The following is a 26,208-nucleotide window of genomic DNA, read 5'->3' as shown; positions in this document are numbered from 1 at the left end:
AGATACAGATTTTCCATTGTTTGCATTCATTTTCATTTTTGACCACAAGCCTGCCTTCTTCACCGAATGTCCCCCCAGAAAACCGTTGTAATCTTCCATATGCTGTAAATATATAATGATATATCGGCATAAATAGACAAAAAACATTATACATCCAATAAAAAATAAGCCTCAGGACCCAAAATTTAGGATCATGACGACTTATTTTTTCATAATTATTTCATAATTTATAAATCAGAATCCGGCAAAAGTAGTGAATTTATAAATATGGCAGCTGAGCATTATCCTGATTTCGGAGGCTGCAATGCGCGCATACTGTTGAGCACGGCAAGCAAGGTTACCCCGACATCGGAGAAGACGGCCTCCCACATGGTAGCAATTCCGAACGCTCCCAGCAGCAGGAAGACGGCCTTGACCCCCAGCGCAAAAATAATATTCTGCCACACAATGGTCCGCGTGCGCTTGGCGATGCCGATAGCGGCGGCAATCTTCGAGGGTTCATCCGTCATGATTACAATGTCTGCTGCTTCAATGGCTGCATCGGAGCCAAGTCCGCCCATGGCGATCCCGACATCGGCTCTAGCCAGCACCGGAGTATCATTAATCCCGTCTCCGACAAAAATAATCTTCTCCTTCGGTCCCTTCTCCCGCTCCAGTCGTTCAATCGCTTCGACCTTATCTCCGGGCAGCAGCTCCGCATGAATCTCCTGAATACCCAGCTGTCTGCCGACGGACTCGGCTACAGATGAAGCATCGCCGGTCAGCATGACGGTCTTGCGGATTCCCAGCGCGTTCAGCTCCTGGATGGCCCGCTGTGCATCCTCTTTCACCTCATCAGCAATAACGATATAACCTGCATACTGCTTATCGACAGCAATATGAACCACAGTGCCGCTCTGCTGCGGGATCTGGCTTGCAATCCCCTCCCGTTCCATCAGCCTTGCATTCCCGGCGAGTACTGCCTTGCCTTCGACTGCTACAGCAATGCCATGGCCGGAAATTTCATTATAGTCCGTGATGGCTTCTCCAGGGATGGCCTTTCCGTAAGCGGAGCGGATCGATTCGGCAATCGGATGACTGGAATGGCTCTCGGCATAAGCGGCAATCCGCAGCAATTCCTGCGGGGTGAATCCTTCCGCCGGGTAATTCCCGGTCACGCTGAATTGCCCTTTGGTCAAGGTTCCCGTCTTATCAAATACGACAACCTTCACATCATTTAATGCTTCCAGGAAATTGCTGCCCTTGACCAGAATCCCGTTCCGCGAAGCGGCTCCGATGCCGCCGAAGAATCCGAGCGGGATCGATACGACGAGTGCACAAGGACAAGAAATAACAAGAAAGACAAGTGCGCGGTAGATCCAGTCCGAGAACGTGGCTCCGCTGAGTACCAGCGGCGGAACCACCGCCAGCAGCAGGGCTGTTATCACTACTACCGGCGTATAGGCACGGGCGAATTTCGTGATGAAGTTCTCTGTCTTCGCTTTATTATTGGTCGCATTCTGCACCAGCTCCAGAATCTGCGAGACCGCCGATTCGCCGAAATCCTTGGTCACCTCAATGGTAACCACACCGTTGCGGTTAATGAATCCGCTCAGCACCTGGCTGCCCGGCTGGGTAGACCGGGGCACGGATTCACCGGTCAGTGCCGAGGTATCCATCATCGCGCTGCCTTCCAGAATGATGCCATCCAGCGGTACCTTCTCGCCCGGCTTAACCACGATGCTGTCTCCAACTGCTACCTCTTCCGGCGAGACCTTGCGCAGATTACTGCCTTCCTTCAAGTAAGCGAATTCCGGCCGGATATCCATCAGCGCTGTAATCGAACGGCGTGAACGGTTCACCGCCATCCCCTGGAACAGCTCACCTACCTGATAGAAGAGCATAACCGCAACGCCTTCCGGATACTCTCCGATGGCAAAGGCCCCGATGGTCGCCAGCGCCATCAGGAAATTCTCATCAAACACCTGGCCGCGGATAATATTCCGCGCGGCGGACCAGACTACCTCACCGCCGACGATAAGATACGCTGCCAGGAAGAGTAACAGTTCCGCGATTCCACTGACCGGGAGGAACATCCCGGCAGCGGCCAGAACAGCTCCGCCGGCCAAACGCAGCAGGATTCTGCGCGTACCGCCTTCCCCGTGCTCATGGCTGTGGCCGTGACTGTGGTCATGACCGTGCTCAGCGGCAGAGGTATGATTATGGGTATGCTCCGCAGCCGCATGGGCATGACCGTGTGTGTCGTCATGGTCATGGGCATGACTATGCAGCTCCCCGCCCGCATGGTCATGCTCCTGACCCTGAGTAGCTACGCGGCGAGCCTGGCCGGGACTGCCCGCAGGAAGCGGCTTCTTGACCGCCCGCGAAGCGGTTACTTCACGCAGCTTCACATGCGGTTCAAGTGCAGTGACAGTATGCTGCGCCTGTTCTGCTACTTCTTCTGCAGCAGAAGCAGCGGTCTCCAGCGTCATGGTCTTCATCGCAAAGTTCACGGAACAGGAAGATACCCCTTCGATCTTCTTAACCTTATTCTCAATCTTCATGGCGCAATTCGCGCAGTCCAGACCCTCGAGTACCCATTTACGCTTCACATTACCTTGTACCGTATTCAAATGACTCATCTCCCTTGGTAAAACCTATATATGAGTATTTGTTCATATGTTAACTTACACATATTATATTCCCCTGAATCTTGCAGTGTCAATGCACTCCGCGCATAGTTTTTGGCTTTTTCATGAAAAATAACAATTCAAACAAGGTTAAATAAAACTTAATAGCTTGAATTGGAGAAGGGGCGGTATACCGGTAATTGAAGCGACAGGGATTTTTGCGACAACCAGCTCTGAAACGAAAAAAAACTTGCTGCTAACCCTTGTAAATTACCTTCAGCCGTCATAGTATTAACATATGAGCAATCATTCATATGTTAACTGAAAAGAGGTTTTACCCATGAATCATTCTAATAATTCCGGCACGACAACGAAGAATGGGGCACCTGATGGTAAGGATGCGGGGCATTCGGGGCATTCAACCCACTCAGACCAATCAGAGCAGCACCAGCACGGCGAGCACGGGAACGGCGGAGACCAGCACAGTGAGCATCAGCACAGCGAGCATCAGCACAGTGAACATGGGAACGGCGGACACCCGCACAACGGACACAAGGCTGCGGATCATTCCCATTCGCACTCGCACTCGCACTCTCATTCTCATGCACCGGATAATAAGAAAGGCCTGCTGATCGCCTTAATTATCACCGGCGGCATTATGTTTCTCGAATTCTTCGGCGGCCTTGTCACCGGCAGTCTGGCCCTGTTATCTGACTCCGGGCATATGCTCAGCGATACCGCCTCGCTGGCACTGAGTCTGGTTGCGATGATTATTGCCGCAAAGCCGCCGTCATCGAAGAACTCCTACGGGTTCTTCCGGTTTGAGATTATGGCAGCCTTATTCAACGGGGTGACGCTGTTTGTTATCGCCGGCTTTATTATGTGGGAGGCGTACCAGCGCTTCTTCTCGCCTCCGGCTGTTGCCAGCGGAACCATGATGGTGATTGCCGCTGTCGGACTGCTGGCCAATCTCATCAGCGCCTGGTCGCTGATGCGCAAGAGCGAAGCTAAAGACAACATCAATATCCGGAGCGCTTATCTGCATATTATGGGCGATGCCCTCGGCTCCGTCGGCGCCCTCATTGCCGGTCTTATCATGAATCTGTTCTCCTGGTACGTCGCAGATCCTATCATCAGCGTGCTGGTTGCCCTTCTCATCCTGCGCAGCGCCTGGGGCGTTATCAGACAGGCCTTTCATATTCTTATGGAAGGTACTCCTCTCACGGTGAATATACGTGATGTGCAGGAAACATTGCTGGGAATCGAAGGGGTCCTTGATGTGCATGACCTGCATATCTGGACGATTACCTCCGGACTGGATGCACTCAGCGGCCATCTGCTGATCGGGGATCATACTGACCACCAGCAGGTGCTGCAGCAGGCACTTAAGGTTGTGGAAGACAAATTCGGCATTCACCACACTACCCTGCAGATTGAGAATTCTTCCTTGAAGCATAGGGAGCTTCCTGTGTAATTGCGCGGCTTTTGCCGGACAAGGCATAATTGTTGTACGTATTGCAACTTGGGTTCATAGATACCAGGGTGTAGGGAGGAATGTTGTATGAAATGCAAGAATATTCCCGCTAAGCCGCCTGGAAGAGGAAGAATCCTGCATTGTGTACAACAATTTTCAATTAGCGCCGTTTTACTGAGCGGAATGTTGTATTTCGTACAGGATTTTAGCTCAAGCCAGTTAATTCATTCACCTCATAATACAAAAAGGGAATGTCCCCGAGCAGCCTATTCGCAGCTGCCGGAACATTCCCTTGTTCATGTTCAGGGTCATCTATTCATGCCGGATATGCTCATGGGTCTGCAGGAAGATCTGCTCCACATGTGCATCATTCAGCGAGTAAAATACAGTCTTACCTTCCTTGCGGCGTTTCACAATCCGCAGATTGCGCAAGTAACGGAGCTGGTGGGAAACAGCGGACTGTCCCATATCCAGGATCGACGACAAGTCATGCACACATAACTCTTGTTGGGATAAGGCGTAAATAAGCCTTACTCTGGTCGGATCGCCGAGTGCCTTGAACATCTCCGCCATCTTGTCTGTAGTCCCGCGGTCAGGCAGGATCAATGCCATAGATTCCGGTTCCAGCTCGGAACCATTGCATGTGTTGTCGCATTCTTCAAGTGCCGCTGGCTCCATGCTCTCGCCCTCCTCCATATGCTTATCCGGCTTCACCGGCCGTTAATAGTTACTTCTACGATTAATTATAGAAAAAACTGCGGCCAATGTCCATGGAGAGAAATGTAGAACAGGAGAGACAGCACATAACTGGTATAAGCAGAAGCAAACTAAAATTAGAAATATCAGCATAATCACACTCACAAATATTATATCCTACTCCGCAATACCCCGGCCTTTATACTGCTTTACGCCAAAAGAAGAACAACCCCGCTCCCAGGAATATCGCCAGGCTCCCGGACACTACAATCATCAGGCTCTCCACAGGCAGGTTGAACGCGCCGAACCGGTCCTCCCCGAAAGGCGACATGGCAAGCATCGGCTGCACCCATGGATAATACGGCCCGTATTCAGCTGAGTTCGCGATCAGGATATTGGGGATGGTGAAGCATACATTTAGCGCAAGAGGAGCGCCAAAGCTGCTCCAGCCCTGGGATACGGCCAGCTGCAGCGCAGCCAGCGGAAGGCAGGCGAACCAGCCGCCGAACAGACTGGTCAGCAGCAGTTCCCAGGGAATTTCTCCTTCTGCACCGCGGTACAATCCCATGCCCAGCAGAGCTGCAAGAAACAACAGCTGCACAGCAGCCAGGAGCGCCATAACCATTGTATATTTGGCCAGGTATACCGAGGTCCGTCTAACCGGCAAGGCAAGCAGCAGCTTCCAGCCGCCGTCACTATGCTCATTGCGGCAGATCAGAGCCGCGAAGATGCCCGAGAGCACCGGAAGGAATAACATGGCGTGAATAACCGACATGGCACTGAGCAACACCTGCCAGGTGAATACCCCGTCCGGTTGCCGGTCTGCGACAGCCCCGACGGCCAAGGCGATCAGCGGACTGATCAGCACCAGCAGCCAGACCCAGGACCCCGACATCTTCAGCCGCTCCGCAGACATAATTCGCAAGAATGGTCTCATCTTCAGGCCACATCCTTTCGGGCGAAATGCAGGGCTCCCGGCAGCAGCACTATGACTCCAAGGAGCAGGCCTGCTCCGCTGAATAACCAGGGATGCTCAGCATTCCAGGCCAGGGAAGGCCAGGATAACGGAATCCACTCGGAGAGGAATACCGAGAACAGGCTGAGCAGCGACAATGTCATACCCAGAGATACGGGAAGCGTCTGGTTACGGCTGGACAAGGACAGCCACAGCTGCAGCACAATGACAGGCATAGCCGCTGCGTAAGAAGCAAATCCTATCCGCAGGACATCAGTATAAGGAATGGGCTGCGTACTGAATCCGAGCAGCAGACCCAGGAAGACGGTCCCTGCCGACAGCAGGAGACAAGACACCACAAGCAGCATCAGGCAGATCAGCAGCTTGGACATGAACACAGCCGTGCGCGAGACAGGCAACGCCAGCAGCTGCTTCCACGAACTCGTCTGATGCTCGATATTTGCAATCAGCGAGCAGACCAGTGTCCCGCCAAGATATAGGGCTACCGGCACGAAATCGGAGACATTGCGAAGCAGGCCTCCCCACAAATCCGCCTGGTATTGATTCCGCAGATAATCATAGCGGAGCCCGAAATTCAATCCCTGCATGGCAATCAGGCCGACCGGTCCTAGGAACACCAGGAACCATAAGCCTTTGCCGCGGATCTTGAGCCAGTCCGCCGACAGCGCACGCCACATCATGATTGCCCTCCCCCAACCACCTGCAGGAAGAATTCCTCCAGCGATTGTCTGTGCTCTTCCACTCTGTAGACCGCATGGCCGTCCTCGACCAGCTCTTTGACCAGGAGCGATACTCTGGCATCACTCATCCGGGGCAGGATCAGCCTTCCCTCCTGCAGCTCACCGCCGCACCCGCGCCGCAGTGCAGTCACCAGCGCAGCTTCCGGCTCCGATACCGCCACGCTCAGATTGCCTGCCGCCTGCTCCTGCAGATGGGCAATCGTATCCTGATAGACCATCTGCCCCTCACGGATAATGCCGACGGTTCCGGCCATTTGCTCGATTTCGCTCAGCAGATGGCTGGATACCAGGACCGTAATTCCCTGCTCTTCCGGCAGCCGCTTAATCAGTGAGCGGATTTCCTGAATGCCTGACGGGTCCAGCCCGTTGGTCGGTTCATCCAGAATCAGCAGCTCCGGACTGCCGAGCAGCGCTGCGGCAATGCCCAGCCGCTGCTTCATGCCCAGCGAGAAGCCTTTGACCGGCCGTTTCTCTTCCCCGGTAAGCGAAACAATATCCAGCACCTCGGCAATGCGCGGCTTCGGCACATCCAGAATCCGGCGGATTGCCTCCAGGTTGTCCAGGGCACTCAGATGCCCGTAATAGGAAGGGGACTCCACCAGAGAGCCTACTTTGCGCAGGATTTGCAGTTTGTTCCGGCGCAGCTCCCGGCCAAAAATTTCGATACTGCCGGAGGTCGGCTTAATCAGACCCAGCAGCATACGGATCGTTGTTGTTTTGCCGGCGCCGTTCGGACCGAGGAATCCATAGATTTCCCCTTGTCTGATATTCAGATTCAGTTCCTTCACGGCTGCACGGCCACGGTATTCCTTAAGCAGAGCTCTTGTTTCTATTACTGTATCCTTCATTCTCTTCACCTCGGTATTCAGCATAACGTCCCAAGGTTAAAAGCGCGGAAGCAGCAAGTTTAAATTTTGTTTAAATTTTCCGGTCCGGCATTTTGTTTAAATTATCCGGTCCGGCAGCCGCTTCCAGATTGTAATCTCGGTGCCCTGCCCCGTACTCTCCATACTCCATTCCAGCTCCATCCGCTTGAGCAGCAGATCAACAATGGACAGGCCCAGGCCCGCCCCTTTGGAATCGGTACTCCCGTCCAGACCGCCGCCATGGTCCGAGATTACAAGGACACGGTTACCGCCGCGGATCTCTGTAAAAATGCCTACATATAGACCGCTGCGCGCATGACGCAGAATATTCTGGAACAGATTATCGAGCACCCTGCGGAACCAGCTGACATCAACATTCCAGTAGAGCGGCGCTGCCTCCAGATCAATCTCAATCTGATAACCCTCCTTCTCCCAGAGCGGGTACCAGGCCGCAGCGCTCTCACGCAGCAGTCTCAGCACATCCTTCTGCTCCAGCTTGAGCGTCATCCGCCCGCTGTTCAGCAGATTATAGGCCAGCAGATTGTCAATCAGCCCTCCGAGACTCTCGATCCGCTGATCCATCAGCTCAAGGGATTCCTGGCCGCGAGCCGATAAATCCTCCTTGCCCAGCACATGCAGGTGGCTGCGGATCACGGTGAGCGGAGTCCGCAGATCATGTGACAGGTCGGCAACCAGGCGCTTGCGCAGGCCCTCTTCTTCCGTCTCTCTGGAGCGGCTGGCGGCAAGCTCTGTCACCATCGTATTGAATGCCTCCTCAAGCCGCCCGATTTCATCAGGTTTGCCCGGAATAACCACCTTAGGAAGACCTTCACGTCCGGTAAAAACCATAGCGGTCTGCAGCCGCAGCAGTCTTCTGCGGATCATGATGAAGAAGAGCCAGGAGCTGACGACGAAGACGATCAAGAATACCAGCATCATAATCGAATACCACTTATCCAGCCCTGGGGCATATTTCCCATTCCTGATTTCTTCCGGAATCTGCATGACCATGAAGCCTTCTCCGGCTTCAGCCTGATCCCCTACAAAAGCAACAATCGCCAGTGGTTTAAGCGCCGTGCTGTCCTTCATGAAGGATACTGCCTCGGCGGCGCCCCAATAAGCAGGGATATCCCGGGCCGCCTGTCCATCCTGCAGCAGCGGAGGACCGGAGGGCTCTGTAACCAGCTGTGTTCTGCCCTCGTTATCTACCCAGAATATTCTGGCCAGACGGTAGGTTTCGCTCAAAGCCCGGAGACGCTCAGTGATCCCCTCCGGCGGCTGGTCAAGGAGCTTGCGCGCTTCCTCATGCCACATGATCTCCAGCTTATCGACACTGGAATACAGCGCATACTCCTTGGGAGGCGCTTCATGGGTGAGTCCGCCAAAGATACTGTACAGCATAACAGTCAATGGAACGATAACGGGGATAAACAACAGCGCGGCCAAAAGAATAAGCAGATACCGGAAGAGCAGGGAACGGCGCAGAAATTGGAAACGCCCCGCCCTCTTCATCCTCTCACCCGGTAACCGATACCCCTGACCGTCTCAATAATCTCCGGCGCAGCCGGATCAAGCTCCAGCTTCTCGCGCAGATACCGGATATGTACCATAAGTGTCTTGTCGCCTTCGATATAGCTTTCGCCCCAGACGGCTTCGTAAATCTGCTCCTTGGTCAGAATCTGGCCAAGATGGCGCAGCAGATAAGAGAAGATCTGGAACTGCTTGCCGGTAAGCATAATCTCCCGTCCGCTTGCGGCTTCCGTAACCACACTGCTGCCCGGACTAACCACCAGATGCTTAAGAATCAAGGGAGCAGGGGCAGCCGTGCCGCTTCTTCTTAACAGGACTTCAATCCTGGCTGCCAGTTCATCGGGATGAAACGGCTTGGTTAAATAATCATCCGCGAATTCAAGCCCTTGGAGCTTATCGTCAATGGAGGTACGCGCCGAGAGCATCAGGATCGGCAGCTCCGGGTATACCCGCTTCAGCCGCTGGCCGACGGTGAACCCGTCAAGTCCCGGAAGCATCACATCCAGTATCACCAGCTGGCAGCCCTCAGCCGCTTCCAGCGCGCCTTCTCCGCTCTCCAGCCAGCGGACAGCATACTCCCGTTCCCGCAGATCCGCAGATACTGCGTTGCCAATCTCACGGTCATCTTCTACATATAGTAATGTAACACCCACGCAGAACCTCTCCCCTCTCTCCTTCAAATAACATAACAAATCCCCGGAAGCAGACAGTGTTCCAGGCTGCGCTCCGGGGAGAATGGATCTTGCTGATTCAGGCACTGAATCCGAAATGTGCCGGCGGCTTCTCTTCCGGCTTCCCGAAGAGATACCCCTGCCCCAGATCCATGCCGAGGTCACGGCAGAAGAGAAACTCCTCCCGGCGCTCGATTCCCTCGGCGAGCACCTTTGCACCGAAATCCCCGGCCCGGGAGATAATATCCCGCAGAACGGACTGCTTGTCCTTATTCTGATCGCAGAAGCTGATCAAATCCCGGTCGATTTTGACATAATCCGGCTGCAGGCTGGACATCACTTCTACAGTCGAATACCCCGCACCGACATCATCCAGCGCAACCAGCATACCCTGCTGGCGGTATTCGGCAAAAATGGCGCGGAGATGCGGCATATCGTTTATTTTTTCCGTTTCCACCACTTCAAATACATAATCCTCCGGATTCTGATCCAGCCGCTGAATCGTCTCGAAGGTATGCGTGAGACAGTACTTGGGATTATAAATAGAGGAAGGCAGGAAGTTAATGAACCGCTTGATGCCCTTCGGCAGCATTTTTGTACTCGTCTCAATGGCTGAAATCCTGGCCGCACGGTCAAGAAAGGAATGGAATCCTGTACGCCGGGCAATCTCAAACAGCTCATACGGCTGAAAATGATTCCCTTGCGGCAGCGGCCGCAGCAGCAGTTCAAAGCCAATAATCTCTTCGGAGAAATTCACAATCGGCTGCATGTGGCTGCAGAAATCATGGCTCATAATAATCGAAACCAGATTCTCGCTGGAAAAGCGGACCTTCAGCTGAACCAGAGTCAGCCAGTGCTCCAGAGAAATGCGGGCTCCTCTGCCCTTAATACATAAGGACAAGGAGATCTGCTGCTGCTCCTCAAATACCTCCAGCCGTCCTAACAGCTCCAGCAACTCTTCTTTGCAGCGGTAGGGAATGATACAGGTCCTGCTTGTCCCGAATACTTCATATCCTGCATTCCTTACCGCAGCGGCAAGCGGAACAGAATAGGGGCGCAGCTTCAGCTCCCCTTCATCTTCAATCGGGTCTATGTCAGCGCAGTCAACACAATTCATGGCAATCGCCTCCGCCTCAGGATGTCAAAATACTGAGGCAAGTATAGCATGATTCCCCATGTTCCATCTATTATTTACGGACATGCACAAGTGGAAACGGCTTTGCCGTCCTTTTTAAAGGACGGTACCGTTTCAGCGAGAAATAGAAGGATAAGTTATCGTGTGAAACCTGTAACTTCTTATATTTGCACAACGCGGCAAGGCCTTTCCTGAACCCTAAGGCTCAGGAAAGGCCTGATCATAAACATTACCTCTATTATTAGAATGGACTGGGTCCTTTCAGTACCGCTGCTTACTTACTTGGATACTGCAGCTGCTCCCTGCCATACTCCGTGTTCCTTATTTTTGCCCATATATTCAATCCGTGTCGGGGAGAGCTCCAGGATTACATAGTCCGGATCCTCCGGTCCCTTGAACCATTGCTCCAAGGATGTGTTCCATACTTTCGAACGCAAACCCTCATCTTTGGTGACAGCTACTGTAGCTTCAATCTCCAGCACATCCTTGCCGCCGCCCTGCTCGTAACCCAGCAGCAGACAAGCATTCGGATTATCCTTAAGCTCTTCTACCTTATGGGTCTTGCGGTTCGTAGCCAGATAAATGTTCAATCCGTCATGAAATACCGCCATATAACGCACCTTAGGTTTGTTGCCGGCTTCTATCGTGCCGAAGGACCCGAACTTGTTGTCATCCAGCACCTGTATGATCGTTTTCTCCAGCTCTTTGTTATCCATTGACGAGAAAGCTCCTTTCGAATTCATGTGAATATAAGTTTATATATTCACATCCGCAGTTTGGATTTATTATAAAAACTGTGCTTATTATAGTGTACCCGTTCGGTTCATAATGAATCCCGGACTATGTTCATAAATTCACCCAGAAGGAGTCTCTCCCCTTGAAAAAATTAATCTGGATCGGCTGTCTCTCCTATTTCGTCATCGGCCTTGCCCATGTGGTGCTGGGCTCTATTCTGCCTGTGCTGCTCCAGCATTATGACCGCAGCTACAGTGCCGGAGGCGAGCTGATCTTCAGCCAGTTCAGCGGCTTCCTCGCCGGTGTGCTGGTCTCGCCGCTGCTGAACCGCCGCTTCGGCAAACGCGGCGGCATCCTGATCGCCACCGGGCTGCTGGTCTGCGCCGAAACGGCCTACGCCTTCCTCCCGCCCTGGGGCTGGATGTACGTGATCGCGGTAGCCGCAGGCTTCGGCTTCGGCATGATCGAAGCCGTCATCGGCACGATCATTATCGCCGCGATCACCGAAGGGACGGCAATTGCCATGAGCCGGCTGGAGGTGCTGTTCGGTGTAGGCGCGCTGCTCATGCCGCTGGCCGCAAGTCCGTTGATTGCCGCCGGCAGCTGGAGGCTGGCTTTCCTGATCGTTGCCGCCTTTTCTCTGGTTTCACTGCTCTTCTGGGCGAAGAGCAGCTTCGGTCCGCTCCAGCGTGTGCTGGATGAGCGGCCGTCACGCCCTGCCGCTGCCGCGGCCCCCGCAGACGCAACAGCAACCGCAACAGTACCCGCCGCCGGCAAATCCGGACGCCTGCCGTACAAGGGCAAACAGTGGATACTGCTTGCCCTGTTCATCGTCTTCTTCTTTCTCTATGTAGGTACCGAGATGAGTCTGGTCAATTTCATGCCGGCGATCTTCATCGCCAAGCTGGGCATGAGCGAAGCTGCGGCAGCGCTGACGGTTACCTTCTTCTGGCTGGCTATGTCGGCGGGCAGACTATTCGCCGGTGTGGTTGCCGAGCGGATTTCCTACCGCATCTATGTGCTCATCAGCTGCTTCGCCGCTTTGCTGCTGCTGGTTATTTTCCCGTTCGCAGAGCACCGGATTGCCGCATTCGCCGTCATTCTGCTGCTCGGGCTGTTCATGTCCGGCATCTTCTCCATCGCCCTGGTCTTCGCAAGCAAGCTGCTGCCCGGTGCAGAGGAATCCACGCCAAGTATCATGATCGCCTCGGGCGGAATCGGCGGCGCGGTGCTGCCGCTGCTGACCGGCTGGTCCATGGACCATATGCAGGTGGCCCAGACATCGGGGCTGCTGGCCGCTTTTGCCGCCGTATTATTCCTGCTTAGCGTGGCCGCCTGGAAAATCGGGTAATATAGCAACGAGATTAATATCCTGTGAATAAGGACGGAACCCCTATATGGCTGAGCTGCACTCCGAGAGACCCGAACCGCTGCTGCATACTGCATTGCTGCAATTCATTTTCCCCTTCTCCATCAAGGCCGGGCAGGACAAAGATCTGGCCGGGCGTCTGCAGCAGGACGGATTTACGCGTTTTTTTCTCGATAACAAGGATCTTGAGCATGCTTATTACGGGGAGGGCTACTGCGTGTCCCATGAGAAAATGGAGCGCAGCTACCTGCCGTTCGCCGCTCATGTCCTCTTTCCGCGTGAGAAGGATGCTGATTCCTTCCGCCGCTTTTCCCGGGTGAACGATCTGCAGTGCCAGCTTGAAATGCCGTTTCAATCCGTAAATTTCCGCGTGCTGTCCACGGATGTGTTCCTTTGCCCGTTTGATTTGGGCTTCCTGACCATAAGAGTGGCTATTGAAGAAGAAAATCTCTCCTTCAGCACTGCGCTGGAATTCGCCGACCGCTTCCGTACACTGGAGGACGTATCCTACCAGGATAAGCAGTCCTTTATCCATTGTCATAAGAAGTCTTTTGGTCAGGTGGAGGATTTCGTATTCAAGAATCTGGTTGCCGGGCTGGAGCCGTTTCTCGACCCTGCGGAGATCGATGGCGCGTATTTCGAGACCTTGCCTTTTTTCGTGGATGAACGGATGCTGGTGCAGGCTTTCTATGGCTTCAACCGCGGGGAAGAATCGGATGAGATCAGTATCGAGCTGCGCTACCGTGCCGCCCAGCTGGATGGGCTGAATATGGAGGGTAAACCCTATACCAGTGCCAGCGATCCCGAATATATCGAACAGTATACCTCTGAACATTGCTACAGCCGCTGGGGGCCGGACACCTATTATATGACTAATGAGCAGACCTTCTGCTGCCTGAGCCGGGCCGAATCCGACATCGCCACCCAGTTGATTAACCAGATGTACGGGGAGTATTATTACGGGCTGCTGCTGAGTATTTTTCATAAAATCGTGCTGCTGAAGCTGGCCAATCTGCATTCCCGGCTGCGCATCAACCACGATTATGACGAGATCGAGAATCTGATCTTCCTGATTAATAAGTTCTCGGCCAAATTCTACTTTCTGGAGCTGATTTCGCAGTCGCAGGGACGGGAGATCTTCTTCCAGCTGCGCAAGGTTTACGGCAATGACGCCCTGTTCGATGAAGTGAAGATGACCTTGAATGACCTGTTCCAGTATCAGGATAAATTCCAGGCCAAACGCCGGGATACGCTGCTGATGGTCCTGACTGTATTTACGGTAATAAGCGGGATTTACGGGATGAATCAGGTCATTGAGGACTTGAAGGCACCCATCGATTGGAGCAAAATGCTGGAGTACTCTGCGTTTGAGTACCTGGCGCTGTTCCTCACCTTCTCCGGGATCGCAGTCAGTCTGGGCCTGACACTGAGGGAGGCGTGGAACGGAATACGCAGCAGCCGTAAGAAGCGGTTCTATGATAAGGATTGAGGGGCTGCCGGTGACGGCGGCTTTTTTTATTATTCACTTCACAAATCTTCTGAGTGATCTTCCCGCAGGCATGCGTAGTAATACATATATGACTTATTAGTAGGTAACTCATGAAAAGAAATGCCGGAGGTTCCAATGACGCGTAATGATCATGACAGCCTGGCCTGGCCCGGCCGGTTCAGAACAAAAGATAAGCAAGCTCTCGCGGATGCCATCGACTTCTACGGACCCGATGTGCACAGACTGGTCCAGCGCATTCTGGCCGGCTGCGGGAGTGCAGAGGATGCCGAGGAATGTGTCAGCGATGTGTTTCTGGCAGCCTGGAACAATATCGGACGTTACGACCCGTCACGCGCTTCTTTCCGCACCTGGATATTCCTGCTCGCGAAATACAAGGCACTGGATCTGAGGCGTAAATTGCAGCCGGACCTTGGCAGGACGCTGAACGAAGCAGCGCTTAACATGCAGAGCGGGAGCAACACCGAACAGGAATTTCTACAACGTGAGGCAGCGGGGGAAATGCTCCGCTATATCGGGCAGCTCCGTGAACCGGACCGCAGCCTGTTTCTGCGCAGGTATTACCTATACGAGAGTCTGGATGAACTGGCTGCGGCCTTTGGGTTCAGTAAAAAAGCTGTCGAGAGCCGTCTGTACCGCTGCCGGACAATGCTGAAGCAGGCTATACATCAGACTGGCGAAGATGGAAAGGGGGAACTCGGATCATGGTAAAGGATAGGAACAGCGGTGAGAAAAGCATATTTGATCAGCTCGATCATCTGGAATTCAGCGAGGCTGAACTTGCACTGAACGGATTGCTGGGGGAGCCTGAGTCCAGCCCGGTACCCGGGTCTAAAGAAGAGATTGCCTCACTTGAGCGGATCAAGAGCCGTACCCTCGCCCTTATTCAGACTGAACCGGCGCCTGAACTGCCTGCTGCTGTCCGCAAGCCGCGGCGGCGTACGGCTATTGGAGCGGCGGCGGCCGCGATCCTTATGGCCGCAGGCCTGCTGTCGTTCTCCCCTGACGTCCAGGCAGGTCTAAAGCAAGCCCTTAGCTTCCTGCCCGGCTTCGGCACTGTTCTGGAAAGCAGCCCGGACAGTCAGCTTTATGTTCTGGAGAAGCCTTACACTGCTGCCATAGGCAAGGGAAAGCTGATAGTTCATGCCATACTTTTGCAGGAGAACAGCGGGACCATTACGCTGCGGGGACAACTGACTCCCGTCATTACTGAATTTCAGGCAGACATCGGAGGGGACCGTTATACCTTTACTTCCAATATGCGGTCTTCTGCATCCGGAGACTGGTATGCAAGCTACAGCGCTGCACTTCCCGGAAATTTGGAGCTTGAAACCGCTGAACCGGTTACTCTGTATATCAATGGAGCAGCAGTCGGGCCACTGGTGCTTCAAGCACCGGTGACCGCCGATGATCTGCAGCATTTAGGCGCAAGTGATGTGCACCAGGATGTGCGGATTACGGCTTTTCCGGTACGTCTGGATGACGGGCTTGTCCGCGTCGAATTAGTTCCGGCCCTTCCAGATTCGTTCTCCGCCGTCCATTCTTATTCACTGGAGCCGCTGGTATCCTGGAATGACCTGTATGTCGAGAATGAAGAGGGTGTCAAAGCGAAGGTTGAACCTCCTTCAACTATGGTCTACCCGTCGGAGTTCTCGTTCCGGGAATTGGCATCAGCTGAAGAACAGTCTTACAGGGTCGTCATCCCTTACATCGAAATAGCGGAACGGAAGGCACTCTCCCGGGAGGTCGTTCTGCCGCTGCCCGCCAGCGGGGAGAGTGCGCCTCTCCACATTACCGCTGAGATCGCCGGTTACCCGGTAGAATTCACCCGCATTGAGCGCAGCAGCGGGACGGCTGTCAGTGTTGATGTGGATATGAATTTTGATCCCGAAGCGGCAAAGTCACTGACGCATTTCTTCATCCGCTATCCGGGTTCTGGGGACAAATATTCATACGGCTGGCAGGATACCGAGACATTCCCAAGAATCTTGAAGACTCTTCTTCTGGATGCAGAGCCCGGCGCGGATACGCTGCGTTTTAGAATGTCGGAGCCTCTATTCCTGCTCAAAGGCCCCTGGATTCTGCCGCTAAAGCTCGAAGATTAGGACGGGGAGACTGGACAACCGCAAGAGCGGCGTCTATAATACACCGTAAGAACATAGCAATACCCGTGAACTTCATAGAACCAGGGGTGCTGGAATTGGCCGGCTGAGATTGTATCCCACAAGATACTGACCCTTATACCTGATCTGGATAATGCCAGCGTAGGAATCTTCATTTAACTTGAACCCCTTCATGGGCCTGAAGTTGAACTCACCTTGCGCAAATAACTGGCGTCCCGGTCTCCGGGGCGCTTTTTGGTATGGGTTACTCTGAATTTTGGAAGACTAGGGATTGCTGGAAGGAGAGAGAAGAGAAATGGGAGTCAAAAAAGTATTACCGCTGCTGCTTAGCTCTATGCTTGTGCTCGTGATGGCCGGATGCGGCAACGGGAACGTCAACCCGGGCAGCAATGCCGGAGGCAGCACACCTGCCGCCGGGAACAGCACCGCTGCACCTGAAGCAACCGCAGCCGCCAGTACCACCGACGCGCCTAAAGAGCTGACCCCGGTTAAGATTGCGCTGGACTGGACGCCGAACACGAATCACACCGGCCTGTATACCGCCAAGGAGCTGGGATATTACGCTGAGGAAGGTCTTGACGTGGAGATCGTGCAGCCGGGTGCTGCCGGATCTGACACCATGGTTACTTCCGGTGAAGCCCAGTTTGGCATCAGTGCACAGGAGGCGCTCACCCTGGCCCGCCTGCAGGATGTGCCGCTCGTATCCATCGCCGCAATCATTCAGCATAATACCTCCGGCTTTGCCGCTCCGAAGGACCGCAACATTAAGACGCCAAAAGACTTCGAAGGCAAAACCTACGGAGGCTGGGGCTCTCCAGCGGAAGAAGCAGCTATGAAAGCCATCATGGACCCCGATGGCGGAGACGTCTCCAAAGTGAAATTGGTGAATATCGGCGAAGCTGACTTCTTCACTGCGGTGAAACGCGATATCGACTTTGCCTGGATCTTCTACGCCTGGACCGGGATCGAAGCCGAGCTGCGCGGCGAGCCGCTGGATATGCTGTACCTGAAGGATTATGCGCCGCAGCTGGATTACTACACACCGGTGCTGACCACCAGTGAGAAGGAAATCGCCGAGCATCCGGAAGTGGTGAAGGCTTTCCTCAAAGCTACGTCGAAAGGATACCAATACGCGATCGACCATCCGGAAGAAGCGGCCACGGTCCTGTCCGATGCAGTGCCTGATCTTGATCCCGAGCTGGTGCTGGCCAGCCAGAAATGGCTCAGCCCGAAATACAAGGACGATGCCGCCCGCTGGGGTGAGCAGAAGCTTGAAATCTGGCAGAATTACGCAGAGTGGATGTACGGCCTGAAGCTGCTGGATAAACCGCTGGATGCCGCAAGTACATTTACGAATGAATTTTTGCCGGAAGGCCAGTAAACACCGAGTGGAATAATACTGACACTAACTCACATGAGAGGAATGAATAATAAATGGCTAATACACTGCTTAGCATTCAGGTAATTCCCAAGACTCCAAACAATGAGGATTCGATCCCTTACGTGGACACTGCGATTGAGGTAATTCAGAAGTCGGGGGTTAAACATCAGGTGAATCCGCTTGATACTACCATGGAAGGCGAGCTCACGGAGCTGCTGGAAGTTGTACGCCAGATGCATGAGGCACTGATTGCCTCCGGCAGCCCGAGCGTGATCTCCCAGATCAAGATCGCCCATAATCCCAGCGGCATTAGCATGGACAAGCTGACGGAGAAATACCGGCCGTGAGAAGCACCTGGAGACAAATCTGGCCGCCCCTTGTGGCGGTCATCTTTTTTCTGGGCGCATGGCAAATTGCGGTATCGGTGTTCCATATCCCGGCCTGGCAGCTGCCGAGCCCGTCCGATATCGCGCGTGAATCACGCGGCAACGCCTCCGGGATCTGGGCGCATACGGCCGCAACGCTGCGGCTGACCCTGATCGGCTTCCCGGTCGGCACCGGCATCGGCCTCATTGTGGCTCTGCTGCTGCATCTGCTGCCCTGGCTCAAAAGAGCGCTCTATCCGCTGCTGATCCTCAGCCAGAATGTGCCCTCCATTGCCCTTGGACCGCTGCTCATTATCTGGTTCGGCTTCGGCCTGCTGCCCAAAATCGTCCTGATCACCCTCGTCTGCTTCTTCCCGGTAGCCGTAGCGGCCATGGGCGGGCTGGCGCAAAGCGACCGGGTAATGTTGAACTATATGAAAATGGCCGGCGCAAGCAACTGGCAGATCTTCACCAAGCTGGAGCTTCCCGGCTCCCTGCCCTCCCTGTTCTCAGGGCTCAAAATCTCCGCAACCTATGCCGTCATGGGCGCAGTGGTTGCCGAGTGGATTGGCGCGGACAAAGGTATCGGCTATTATATGCTGCTGCAAAAGGCCTCTTACCGCACGGACCGGATGTTCGTGGCCATTGTCATTATTGTGCTGCTGAGTCTGGTGCTGTTCGCACTGATTGCCCTGCTGGAGAAATGGCTCGTGCGCTGGAAACCGCGCAAGGAAGCTTAACACGCATAGGGTAACAATACACCGCTATACTGAGCACGTTTGAGATAAAGCCTTAAGTACAAAGATTTCTATATAGAAGGAGCTGACCGAAGTGTCTCCACTCACGAATAGCGTACAGCTCAAGAAGGACGGCCCCGGCAGCAGCCTTGATGAGGCCAGAAGTGCACCGCCTGCACTTGAAGTCAGCAGCGTCTCCAAGTCGTTCACGCACCGCCGCCGGGGGACGCATGTGCTGGATCAGGTGTCGCTGACGGTAGAGCCGCAGGAATTCGTCTCCATTGTCGGCCCTTCCGGCTGCGGCAAAAGCACCCTGTTCCACATTATCGGCGGCCTGACGCTGCCGGATGCCGGAACCGTCAGCATGGACGGCATCCCGGTTACCGGGCAGCGCGGCAAGATCAGCTATATGCCGCAGCAGCCCGCGCTGTTCCCGTGGCGGAGCACGCTGGACAACGTCCTGCTCGGCGCCGAGCTGCAGGGCGCGCCGCAAGCGGAGGCTCGCGGGCTCGCGAAGCGGCACGCCACTGGCTGGCCAAGGTCGGCCTGGGCGGATTCGAGCGCGCTTATCCGCATATGCTGTCCGGCGGCATGCAGCAGCGGGCCGCCTTCCTGCGGGCCATGCTCGCTCCGCAGGAGCTGATGCTGCTGGACGAGCCGTTCAGCGCACTCGATGCGCTGACGCGCGAGCAGATGCAGCGCTGGCTGCTGGAGCTGTGGGAGGAGAACCGCCGCTCCGTGCTGTTCATCACCCACAACATCGAAGAAGCGCTGCTGCTCTCCAGCCGCATCTATGTCTTCTCCGGACGTCCCGGCTCCGTCCTGCACACCGTCGATGTGCCGTTCCCGCGTCCGCGCCGCGATGAAATCACCGATGCGCCGGAGTTCCTGCAGCTCAAGCGCCAGCTCTCGCTGTGGATGCGCGAGGAGCAGGCCAAGAGCCTTTGACGTGAGTCGGCGCTATTCGGCCCATGTATGCTGAACCTAGCTATTCACATTTCCCGATGACCTGCCGTTTGCGGTGAGGAGTCACATTTTCCGGAATTCCGGAGAAATCCTGCACTAAATACAACATTCCCCTCCTAATCCCCGCCTCTGATCCAAGATTGTTGTACAAAAGGCAGCATTTCTCCTTCTCAAAGCGGCTTAGCGGGAGAACTGCTGTATTTCGTACAACAATTCTCCCAAACACCCTATTATAGGGGTACCAGAGTTGCACTTCGTACAACATAATGCCTGTTCATGTGACCTTAAGAAGCTTAATTGTCTCAGTGATTGCATTTGGTGCAACAGAATTCCCAATGTTCAGAGATAAATCCCATTCTGTTGTATTTCGTACAACCGATTTCTGAATATTCATCCAGTAACACTGTCTTTACAGATTTCTGCTGTACAAAGTACAACAGATTCATTTTTCCAGCAGATTTCGGGGTCAGCTGTTGTTCCTACATCCAGCCCTTCTCCTCAGCCAGCCGCACCGCTTCAATCCGGCTCTTCACTTCCAGCTTGCCGAGAATCTCCGAGATGTAATTGCGGACGGTGCCGTAGGAGAGATGCAGCGCCGAGGCGATCTCCCCGGCACTCCGGCCCGCTCCGGCCAGCTTCAGAATCTCCCGCTCCCGGTCCGACAGCGGGTTCTCTTCCCGCAGGCTGCCGAAGACCAGCTCGGGGGACACCTCCCGGTGCCCGCCCATCACCCGGCGGATCGCCTCCGCCAGCTTGTCCACCGGCTCATCCTTCAGCCCTGCTCCGTTGGGCCCGAGCACTGCTGTAATGGAACCTCTGTTAATGGTGAAGCTGACGCCGTCTACCGCTTTTGTATCATGAAAGCTTCTGCTGGCATTCTTCATTTCGATCACATGATCCATTCTGTATCCCTCCGTATCCATATGCCCTCCGGCTATATTTCTATAGTACAGGAGGCCGAAAATGAACATCAGTATGGACTGTCATTCGTTCAAGGTGACAACTGTCACCCGGATGAATAACTTTTTAAGGAAATTATTGATTTTTATGGACGATTGATTTAAGATAATCCTGCCATAAAAGTAAGCGATTACATTTCTGCATAATCGAGAGGAGTTTAAGGTATGATCAAAAGAATTGGACTGGCAGCGCTGATCGCCACGCTGCTTGCGGGCAGCGGAGGCATTGCGCCGCAACCGGTTTCGGCTGCAGGGGAAACGGCAGAGGTATGGATATCCACCTCAGATCCGAATACGGAGCCGGCTGTCGGATTAAGCACTGGTGCCCGCTTGACACGCATCGGGGATAAGAGCTTCAGCGCCGCCACCGGAAGCAGCGATTATACAATTACTGTTAACGAAGGCACCACCTATCAGCAAATGGATGGATTCGGCGTTTCCCTGACCGACTCTTCAGCCTGGCTGCTGAACTATAAGCTGAATGCCGCCAAGAGGGCCGAGGTGATGGAGAAGCTGTTTGGCAACACCGGTATTGGCTTGAGTGTGCTGCGGCAGCCGATGGGCAGCTCGGACTTCACCTGGTCGGCCTACACGTATGATGACACGGCTGGGGACACCTCACTCGGCCAGTTCACGATTAGCCGTGATCTGCCTTATATCGTTCCAATGGTCAAAGCCGCGATTGCCAAGAACCCCGGTATCAAGGTGTTTGCTTCACCGTGGAGCGCCCCGGCCTGGATGAAGTATTCCGGCACCCTGAACGGCGGCAAGCTCAAAGCTGAGTACTATCAGACCTACGCCGATTATTTCAAAAAATACATTCAGGCCTATCAGGCCCAGGGGATTCCCATTTATGCCGTCACCGTACAGAACGAGCCCATGTATGAAACCGGAGCTTACCCCTCGATGGGCATGAACGAGCAGGATGAGACCGGCTTCATCGGAGACTACCTGGGCCCAACTTTGCAGAACGCCGGGATCAATACCAAGATCATTGCTTTTGACCATAATTATCTGAACTGGAGCTTCCCGGATACGGTCGTTCAGAATCTGAAAAACTCCGGCAAAGCAAGCTATATCGCCGGCAGCGCCTTCCATCACTACGACAGCGGCGACGGCTCGCAGATGACCTCCATGCATAATGCCCATCCTGATAAAGACATCTGGTTCACAGAGGGAGGGTTCGGCACCTGGAATGATCCGCAGAACGGCACAAGCCAGGGCTTCGACAACATGATTACTGAATTCATCAATATTACTCGCAACTGGTCCAAATCGATTATTCTCTGGAACGCCGCACTTGATCAGAAAGACGGTCCTGCCCTGCTGTCCGCCTACAACACCAACCGGGGCATGGTCACTGTTCAGAACTCCGACAATTCAAACAGCAATCCGGAGAACAATGTCACTTATACCAAGCAATATTATCTGCTGGGCCACTTCAGCAAATTTGTCGTTCCGGGTGCTTACCGCATCCAGACCAACACCAGCAATGATCTGAAGAATGTGGCGTTCAAGAATCCCGACGGCTCCAAGGTAGTTGTCGCTTATAATCCGCAGACCTCGGCCAAGAACGTCAAGATACAATGGGGCAGCCAGTCGTTTATCGTAAATGTGCCCGCCAAGTCAGTGATGACATATAAGTGGTACGGCAATCCGTTCTAAAGCGGGCTGAATCCTGTAAACAGCAAGAAGCCTTCGCCCTTTCTTTAAGGGGGAAGGCTTCTTTTGTTATCCATATAGCTTCAGTTACACACTTTAACCGGTTATCTCTGCATGAACCCTTTGCCCAGCAGGAACTCTTTCATATGCATTCTTGACGGCTGGGCCTGGCGCTTCGCCATGATCTCCGACCACGAGGCCTCACTTTGGCCACCGGTCCGCTCACGCATATAGTCCCGTGAGATTCCGTCATACACCCCGGCCTGCTGCAATGCGGCTTCGGCATCATAACTATTATGATGCAGCACAGCCTGCAGCGGCAGACGCGGCCGCACTCCATTCACAGCAGCGGGATAACCAAGACACATGCCGAATACCGGGTAGACCAGCTCAGGCAGGCCCAACAGCTCTGACAGCCCGGCAATATTATTGCGGACGCCGCCGATATACACGATGCCAAGACCGAGCGATTCGGCGGCAACCGCAGCATTCTGCGCCGCGAGCGCCACATCGACGGTGGCAACGATTAGATTCTCTGTACTGTCCTCATAGGATGGCGCCCCCTGCAGATGGGGAGCCGCTGCCTCACGCAGCCGGTACAGGTCGGCGCACCAGACCAGGAAGACCGGGCACTGCTCGATATACGCCTGATTGCCGGATAAGGCGGACAGCTGCGCTTTAAGTGCAGGCTCCGTTACGGCAATTACGCTATAAGCCTGTACATTGCTGGAGGTGGAGGCCATCTGCCCCGCCCCGATAATGGCAGCGAGCAGCTCGTCACTGACCGGCTTGTCCTGAAACTGGCGGACGGAGGTATGACGGTTCAACAGCTCAAGGGTTTCATTCACAGGTTTCACAGTAGGTTCGCCTCTCTTTTCACAGTTATATAGGAATATTATGAACACAATTTAATATCCAGACAACAGGAGGGCCTTCGCGTTACCATCCGCTCCCCCGCTTCACCTCCTGGACTATACCCTTGATCCCCTCATCAATCTGGTCCAGCCCGGCGCGGGAAATACTGATGCGTATGAACTTGTCCCGGGCCCGGTAATAGGGTAAATAGAATCCATTACCGGGTACGACGCTGATCTTCCGCTCTCCCAGCCGTTTGACCAGCCGTTCCAGATTCACGGTTACCGGCAATTTGAATTGTATGTAGACGCCAGAGCTGTCCGCAGAGGCCTCAATCAGACGCTCCGTATTGTGCCGCCGGAGCGCCTCATACACCGCCTGGATTCTTTTTGCGTACATCGCTTTTATTTTGTGCCTGTGGTGCTCATACATGCCGTTCTTGATATATACCTCAAGCGCTGCCTGGGATAACAGCGAGGTGTCCGTGTATCCTTTATAGGCGCGGAAGGTCTCCAGCAGCGGTTCCGGCAGCACAACCGCCCCCAGCCTAAGGCCGGGGAAGATGATTTTGGAGAAGCTTTTCAAATAAATCACATGTGAAGTCTGGTCATACGCGTATACAGGATCAAATTGCCGTCCGGCACCCAGATCAGCCATGTAATCATCCTCAACGATATACACATCGTATTTGCCTGCCAGTCTGGCAATAGCCTGCCGCTCTGCTGTACTGTAAGATGTTCCGAGCGGATTATGATACCTGGGCATGGTATAGAACAATTTAAACCTGCCGCTTGCGAACCGCTCCTCCAGCTCCCGCAGGTTAATGCCGGCTGCGGAGCGGCCGATTCCGCTGACAGGCAGTCCCTCCGCCTCCAAATACCTCAAATAAATATCATACCCCGGCTGTTCAACGAGGATCTCCGTCCTGCCGCTGGGGAACGGCATTCTGGCCAGAATCTCCAGTGCCTGCTGGATTCCCGAAGTAATGATAATCCGCTCTGCCTTGGCAAAAACCTGATACTCCGCCAGATGAGACACCAGCGTGCGGCGCAGCGAATCCAGTCCCTGCGCATCCCCGTAAGTGAACAGGTTGTATTTGTAATGGTCAATCGCCTTGTTAAGGCAATGCTGGAAATCCAGATACGGAAATACGTTCAGATCGGGCGATGCCGAAGCGAAGTCGATTGTTCCGCTGCCCCCGGCAGGTCCGGGTTCTTCCGTCTTCTCCACCATATAATAGCCGCTCTGCGGAATCGAATATATGGCATGTGTCCTCTCCAGCTCCCCGTAGGCCCGCAGAATGGTGCTGACACTGCAGCCGTAGAATGCTGCGGCACTGCGCACGGAAGGCAGCTTTTCCCCAGGACGGTACTGTCCTTCCTTCATCCGCTTCTCTATCTCCGATACAACCGAATGATACTTTTTCACGCTGCCTCGCCTCCCATCTCCTTCATTTTACGGCCTGCTTTTCATGATACCTCTATCATTCTTCAATTATTATACAGGAAACAACAAACTGTACCGGTACAGTAACGGAAAGGCGGTATTGTTCTGCTGCTGAATTCCCTTTAATTTTAAAGTAACACATACGATGTTTACAGCATCCAGTCTTACTCACACAAAGGAGATGTACCTATGCAGCAGCAAGGACTCAAGCTGGCTTATAGTTTTGCCGTACTCAATGCGGTCATTATCGGATTCTCATTCCTGTTCACCAAAGTGGCTCTCGGCCATGCCGGACCGCTCGATACACTAACCTACCGTTTCGCTGCTTCGTTTGCAGTGATGTCGGTCCCGGTCGCCTTCGGCTGGGTCAAAATCTCCTACCGCGGCAAGCCGGTTGGCCGGGCACTGCTGCTGGCAGCGATGTATCCGCTGGGATTCTTCACCCTTCAGGTATTCGGACTTCAGCGTGCCACCTCTGCCGAGGGCGGAATTCTCTATTCGTTCACTCCGGTCGTGACGATGATCATCGCTTCTCTTTTCTTGAAGGAGAAGACCTCTCTGCTGCAAAAGCTGTGTATTTTCCTGTCGGTATTTGGCGTTGTGTTTATCTTCGTCATGAAGGGAAGCAGTATTCAGCTATCCAATATGACCGGGATTGTGCTGTTGTTCCTGACTTGTCTCGCGTTTGCCGGATACAGCGTGCTGGCCCGTTCACTCTCCAGGCACTTCAGCCCCGCTGAACTCAGCTACCTCATGATGGGGATCGGCTTCGCAATCTTCCTGATCATTTCGCTCACCGGACATGCAGCCAGCGGAACCTTCAGCGAATTCCTGAGCCCGCTAGGGAGCGGCACCTTTATCCTGTCTGCTGTATATCTGGGAGTCATAGCCTCGCTGGTGACTACCCTGACTTCAACTTATATCTTGTCCAAAATCGAAGCTTCACTCATGAGCGTGTTCACCAATCTCTCAACCATCGTCTCCATTGCAGCCGGAGCATTCTTCCTGGGGGAAGAGATTACAGTGTACCACTGGATCGGATCTCTTCTGATCATAGCCGGGGTAATCGGCACCAACCGGCTGGGCCGGAACAAGCCTGGCGTGCAGGTTGCCGGCCGGGACGAGTCTGCAAGCAGGTAGTGCGCTTTTCCACATGGCTTTATTCAGACTACTTCTAGGAAGGCACATTGTATTCGATTTTTCGCATACATTAGGCCCGGTCACCTTTGCGGAGGCACATTGTATTCGATTTTTTCGCATACAATTGGTCCGGTTACCTTCGCGGAGGCACATTGTATTCGATTTTTCGCATACAGGTCCGGTTACCTTCGCGGAGGCACATTGTATTCGATTTTTCGCATACATTAGGCACGGTTACCTTCGCAGAGCACATTGTATTCGATTTT

21 protein-coding genes, 2 pseudogenes and 1 riboswitch are annotated in these 26,208 nt (G+C 53.9%); of the genes and pseudogenes, 11 read left to right on the top strand and 12 right to left on the bottom strand.

Features of this window, described 5'->3' with window-relative positions:
• Positions 1 to 281: 281 nt before the first annotated feature.
• On the bottom strand, positions 282 to 2,612 hold the full coding sequence (locus QW71_RS15000) for a heavy metal translocating P-type ATPase (protein WP_039299551.1): 2,331 nt from the start codon (positions 2,610 to 2,612) through the stop codon (positions 282 to 284).
• A 337-nt stretch (positions 2,613 to 2,949) separates the two neighbouring features.
• Between QW71_RS15000 and QW71_RS14995 the strand changes: the two genes are divergently transcribed.
• Entirely contained in the window at positions 2,950 to 4,083 is a 1,134-nt protein-coding gene (locus tag QW71_RS14995) for a cation diffusion facilitator family transporter (protein ID WP_083442557.1), read from the top strand.
• Between the two features lie 312 nt (positions 4,084 to 4,395).
• Here the strand turns inward: QW71_RS14995 and QW71_RS14990 are convergent, their stop codons facing one another.
• The 8 genes from QW71_RS14990 to QW71_RS14955 form a co-directional block, all read right to left on the bottom strand.
• Complete coding sequence (locus tag QW71_RS14990) at positions 4,396 to 4,761, bottom strand: metalloregulator ArsR/SmtB family transcription factor (RefSeq protein ID WP_039299548.1); 366 nt, start codon at positions 4,759 to 4,761, stop codon at positions 4,396 to 4,398.
• A gap of 217 nt (positions 4,762 to 4,978) precedes the next feature.
• Positions 4,979 to 5,716, bottom strand: coding sequence for an ABC transporter permease (locus QW71_RS14985; RefSeq protein WP_039299544.1), 738 nt, complete (start codon positions 5,714 to 5,716; stop codon positions 4,979 to 4,981).
• A 2-nt stretch (positions 5,717 to 5,718) separates the two neighbouring features.
• A complete protein-coding gene (locus QW71_RS14980; protein ID WP_039299542.1) occupies positions 5,719 to 6,435 on the bottom strand; it encodes an ABC transporter permease in 717 nt (238 codons plus the stop codon).
• Positions 6,432 to 7,343 carry an ABC transporter ATP-binding protein gene (locus QW71_RS14975; RefSeq protein ID WP_039299539.1) on the bottom strand — a complete coding sequence of 304 codons (912 nt, stop codon included), beginning with the start codon at positions 7,341 to 7,343 and terminating at the stop codon, positions 6,432 to 6,434. Before QW71_RS14975 ends, QW71_RS14980 begins: the two co-directional genes overlap by 4 nt.
• Before the next feature lie 96 nt (positions 7,344 to 7,439).
• Positions 7,440 to 8,873: a HAMP domain-containing sensor histidine kinase gene (locus tag QW71_RS14970; protein WP_039299536.1), complete on the bottom strand. Its 1,434-nt coding sequence runs from the start codon at positions 8,871 to 8,873 to the stop codon at positions 7,440 to 7,442.
• Entirely contained in the window at positions 8,870 to 9,544 is a 675-nt protein-coding gene (locus QW71_RS14965) for a response regulator transcription factor (RefSeq protein WP_039299532.1), read from the bottom strand. Before QW71_RS14965 ends, QW71_RS14970 begins: the two co-directional genes overlap by 4 nt.
• Positions 9,545 to 9,641: 97 nt before the next feature.
• Positions 9,642 to 10,679 (bottom strand): EAL domain-containing protein, encoded by a 1,038-nt coding sequence (locus QW71_RS14960; RefSeq protein ID WP_039299530.1) that lies wholly within the window; start codon positions 10,677 to 10,679, stop codon positions 9,642 to 9,644.
• Positions 10,680 to 10,975: 296 nt separating this feature from the next.
• Positions 10,976 to 11,413 carry a pyridoxamine 5'-phosphate oxidase family protein gene (locus tag QW71_RS14955; protein WP_039299527.1) on the bottom strand — a complete coding sequence of 146 codons (438 nt, stop codon included), beginning with the start codon at positions 11,411 to 11,413 and terminating at the stop codon, positions 10,976 to 10,978.
• Positions 11,414 to 11,574: 161 nt separating this feature from the next.
• Here QW71_RS14955 and QW71_RS14950 point away from each other — a divergent pair, with 161 nt between their 5' ends.
• The 8 genes and pseudogenes from QW71_RS14950 (at position 11,575) to QW71_RS37115 (ending at position 19,862) form a co-directional block, all read left to right on the top strand.
• Entirely contained in the window at positions 11,575 to 12,783 is a 1,209-nt protein-coding gene (locus QW71_RS14950; protein ID WP_039299524.1) for an MFS transporter, read from the top strand.
• Between the two features lie 46 nt (positions 12,784 to 12,829).
• Complete coding sequence (locus QW71_RS14945) at positions 12,830 to 14,290, top strand: hypothetical protein (protein ID WP_039299521.1); 1,461 nt, start codon at positions 12,830 to 12,832, stop codon at positions 14,288 to 14,290.
• A 135-nt stretch (positions 14,291 to 14,425) separates the two neighbouring features.
• Positions 14,426 to 15,019 carry a sigma-70 family RNA polymerase sigma factor gene (locus tag QW71_RS14940; RefSeq protein WP_047013786.1) on the top strand — a complete coding sequence of 198 codons (594 nt, stop codon included), beginning with the start codon at positions 14,426 to 14,428 and terminating at the stop codon, positions 15,017 to 15,019.
• On the top strand, positions 15,013 to 16,413 hold the full coding sequence (locus tag QW71_RS14935; protein ID WP_039299518.1) for a hypothetical protein: 1,401 nt from the start codon (positions 15,013 to 15,015) through the stop codon (positions 16,411 to 16,413). The genes QW71_RS14940 and QW71_RS14935 overlap by 7 nt, the downstream gene beginning before the upstream one ends.
• 72 nt (positions 16,414 to 16,485) lie before the next feature.
• Positions 16,486 to 16,596: riboswitch (TPP riboswitch) on the top strand.
• Between the two features lie 130 nt (positions 16,597 to 16,726).
• The gene (locus QW71_RS14930) at positions 16,727 to 17,812 is read left to right on the top strand and encodes an ABC transporter substrate-binding protein (protein WP_039299515.1); all 1,086 of its coding nucleotides are present in this window, start codon (positions 16,727 to 16,729) and stop codon (positions 17,810 to 17,812) included.
• A 53-nt stretch (positions 17,813 to 17,865) separates the two neighbouring features.
• Positions 17,866 to 18,159: an MTH1187 family thiamine-binding protein gene (locus QW71_RS14925; protein WP_039299512.1), complete on the top strand. Its 294-nt coding sequence runs from the start codon at positions 17,866 to 17,868 to the stop codon at positions 18,157 to 18,159.
• The gene (locus QW71_RS14920) at positions 18,156 to 18,917 is read left to right on the top strand and encodes an ABC transporter permease (RefSeq protein WP_039299509.1); all 762 of its coding nucleotides are present in this window, start codon (positions 18,156 to 18,158) and stop codon (positions 18,915 to 18,917) included. The genes QW71_RS14925 and QW71_RS14920 overlap by 4 nt, the downstream gene beginning before the upstream one ends.
• A 91-nt stretch (positions 18,918 to 19,008) precedes the next feature.
• Positions 19,009 to 19,862: pseudogene (locus tag QW71_RS37115) on the top strand (ABC transporter ATP-binding protein).
• A gap of 497 nt (positions 19,863 to 20,359) precedes the next feature.
• Here QW71_RS37115 and QW71_RS14910 read toward each other — a convergent pair.
• A pseudogene (locus QW71_RS14910) lies at positions 20,360 to 20,674 on the bottom strand (response regulator transcription factor); the annotation flags it as partial.
• 330 nt (positions 20,675 to 21,004) lie between these two features.
• Between QW71_RS14910 and QW71_RS14905 the strand changes: the two are divergent.
• Positions 21,005 to 22,504: a glycoside hydrolase family 30 beta sandwich domain-containing protein gene (locus QW71_RS14905; protein WP_039299505.1), complete on the top strand. Its 1,500-nt coding sequence runs from the start codon at positions 21,005 to 21,007 to the stop codon at positions 22,502 to 22,504.
• 101 nt (positions 22,505 to 22,605) lie between these two features.
• On the opposite strand, the gene nfsA is transcribed toward QW71_RS14905, so the two are convergent.
• Both nfsA and QW71_RS14895 read right to left on the bottom strand, forming a co-directional pair.
• On the bottom strand, positions 22,606 to 23,349 hold the full coding sequence (gene nfsA, locus QW71_RS14900) for an oxygen-insensitive NADPH nitroreductase (RefSeq protein ID WP_039299641.1): 744 nt from the start codon (positions 23,347 to 23,349) through the stop codon (positions 22,606 to 22,608).
• Positions 23,350 to 23,440: 91 nt separating this feature from the next.
• Positions 23,441 to 24,784: a PLP-dependent aminotransferase family protein gene (locus QW71_RS14895; protein ID WP_039299502.1), complete on the bottom strand. Its 1,344-nt coding sequence runs from the start codon at positions 24,782 to 24,784 to the stop codon at positions 23,441 to 23,443.
• A 207-nt stretch (positions 24,785 to 24,991) separates the two neighbouring features.
• On the opposite strand from QW71_RS14895, the gene QW71_RS14890 reads away from it, so the two are divergent.
• Positions 24,992 to 25,942: a DMT family transporter gene (locus QW71_RS14890; protein ID WP_039299499.1), complete on the top strand. Its 951-nt coding sequence runs from the start codon at positions 24,992 to 24,994 to the stop codon at positions 25,940 to 25,942.
• The last annotated feature ends 266 nt before the right edge of the window (positions 25,943 to 26,208 follow it).

The sequence above is a fragment of the Paenibacillus sp. IHB B 3415 genome (assembly GCF_000802655.2).
Lineage (GTDB): Bacteria > Bacillota > Bacilli > Paenibacillales > Paenibacillaceae > Paenibacillus_AQ > Paenibacillus_AQ phytohabitans.
Note: the sequence above shows the minus strand (reverse complement) of the source record. Positions and strands in the feature narration are given on the sequence as shown.

Bases quoted from the DNA above. Each gene is read 5' to 3' on its own strand.
- QW71_RS14990 (WP_039299548.1), bottom strand. From the start codon at position 4,761: ATGGAGCCAGCGGCACTTGAAGAATGCGACAACACATGCAATGGTTCC.
- QW71_RS14955 (WP_039299527.1), bottom strand. From the start codon at position 11,413: ATGGATAACAAAGAGCTGGAGAAAACGATCATACAGGTGCTGGATGAC.
- QW71_RS14995 (WP_083442557.1), top strand. From the start codon at position 2,950: ATGAATCATTCTAATAATTCCGGCACGACAACGAAGAATGGGGCACCT.
- QW71_RS14925 (WP_039299512.1), top strand. From the start codon at position 17,866: ATGGCTAATACACTGCTTAGCATTCAGGTAATTCCCAAGACTCCAAAC.
- QW71_RS14940 (WP_047013786.1), top strand. From the start codon at position 14,426: ATGACGCGTAATGATCATGACAGCCTGGCCTGGCCCGGCCGGTTCAGA.
- QW71_RS14935 (WP_039299518.1), top strand. From the start codon at position 15,013: ATGGTAAAGGATAGGAACAGCGGTGAGAAAAGCATATTTGATCAGCTC.
- QW71_RS14975 (WP_039299539.1), bottom strand. From the start codon at position 7,343: ATGAAGGATACAGTAATAGAAACAAGAGCTCTGCTTAAGGAATACCGT.
- QW71_RS14890 (WP_039299499.1), top strand. From the start codon at position 24,992: ATGCAGCAGCAAGGACTCAAGCTGGCTTATAGTTTTGCCGTACTCAAT.
- QW71_RS14960 (WP_039299530.1), bottom strand. From the start codon at position 10,679: ATGAATTGTGTTGACTGCGCTGACATAGACCCGATTGAAGATGAAGGG.
- QW71_RS14980 (WP_039299542.1), bottom strand. From the start codon at position 6,435: ATGATGTGGCGTGCGCTGTCGGCGGACTGGCTCAAGATCCGCGGCAAA.
- QW71_RS14905 (WP_039299505.1), top strand. From the start codon at position 21,005: ATGATCAAAAGAATTGGACTGGCAGCGCTGATCGCCACGCTGCTTGCG.
- QW71_RS14945 (WP_039299521.1), top strand. From the start codon at position 12,830: ATGGCTGAGCTGCACTCCGAGAGACCCGAACCGCTGCTGCATACTGCA.
- QW71_RS14985 (WP_039299544.1), bottom strand. From the start codon at position 5,716: ATGAGACCATTCTTGCGAATTATGTCTGCGGAGCGGCTGAAGATGTCG.
- QW71_RS14930 (WP_039299515.1), top strand. From the start codon at position 16,727: ATGGGAGTCAAAAAAGTATTACCGCTGCTGCTTAGCTCTATGCTTGTG.
- QW71_RS14970 (WP_039299536.1), bottom strand. From the start codon at position 8,873: ATGAAGAGGGCGGGGCGTTTCCAATTTCTGCGCCGTTCCCTGCTCTTC.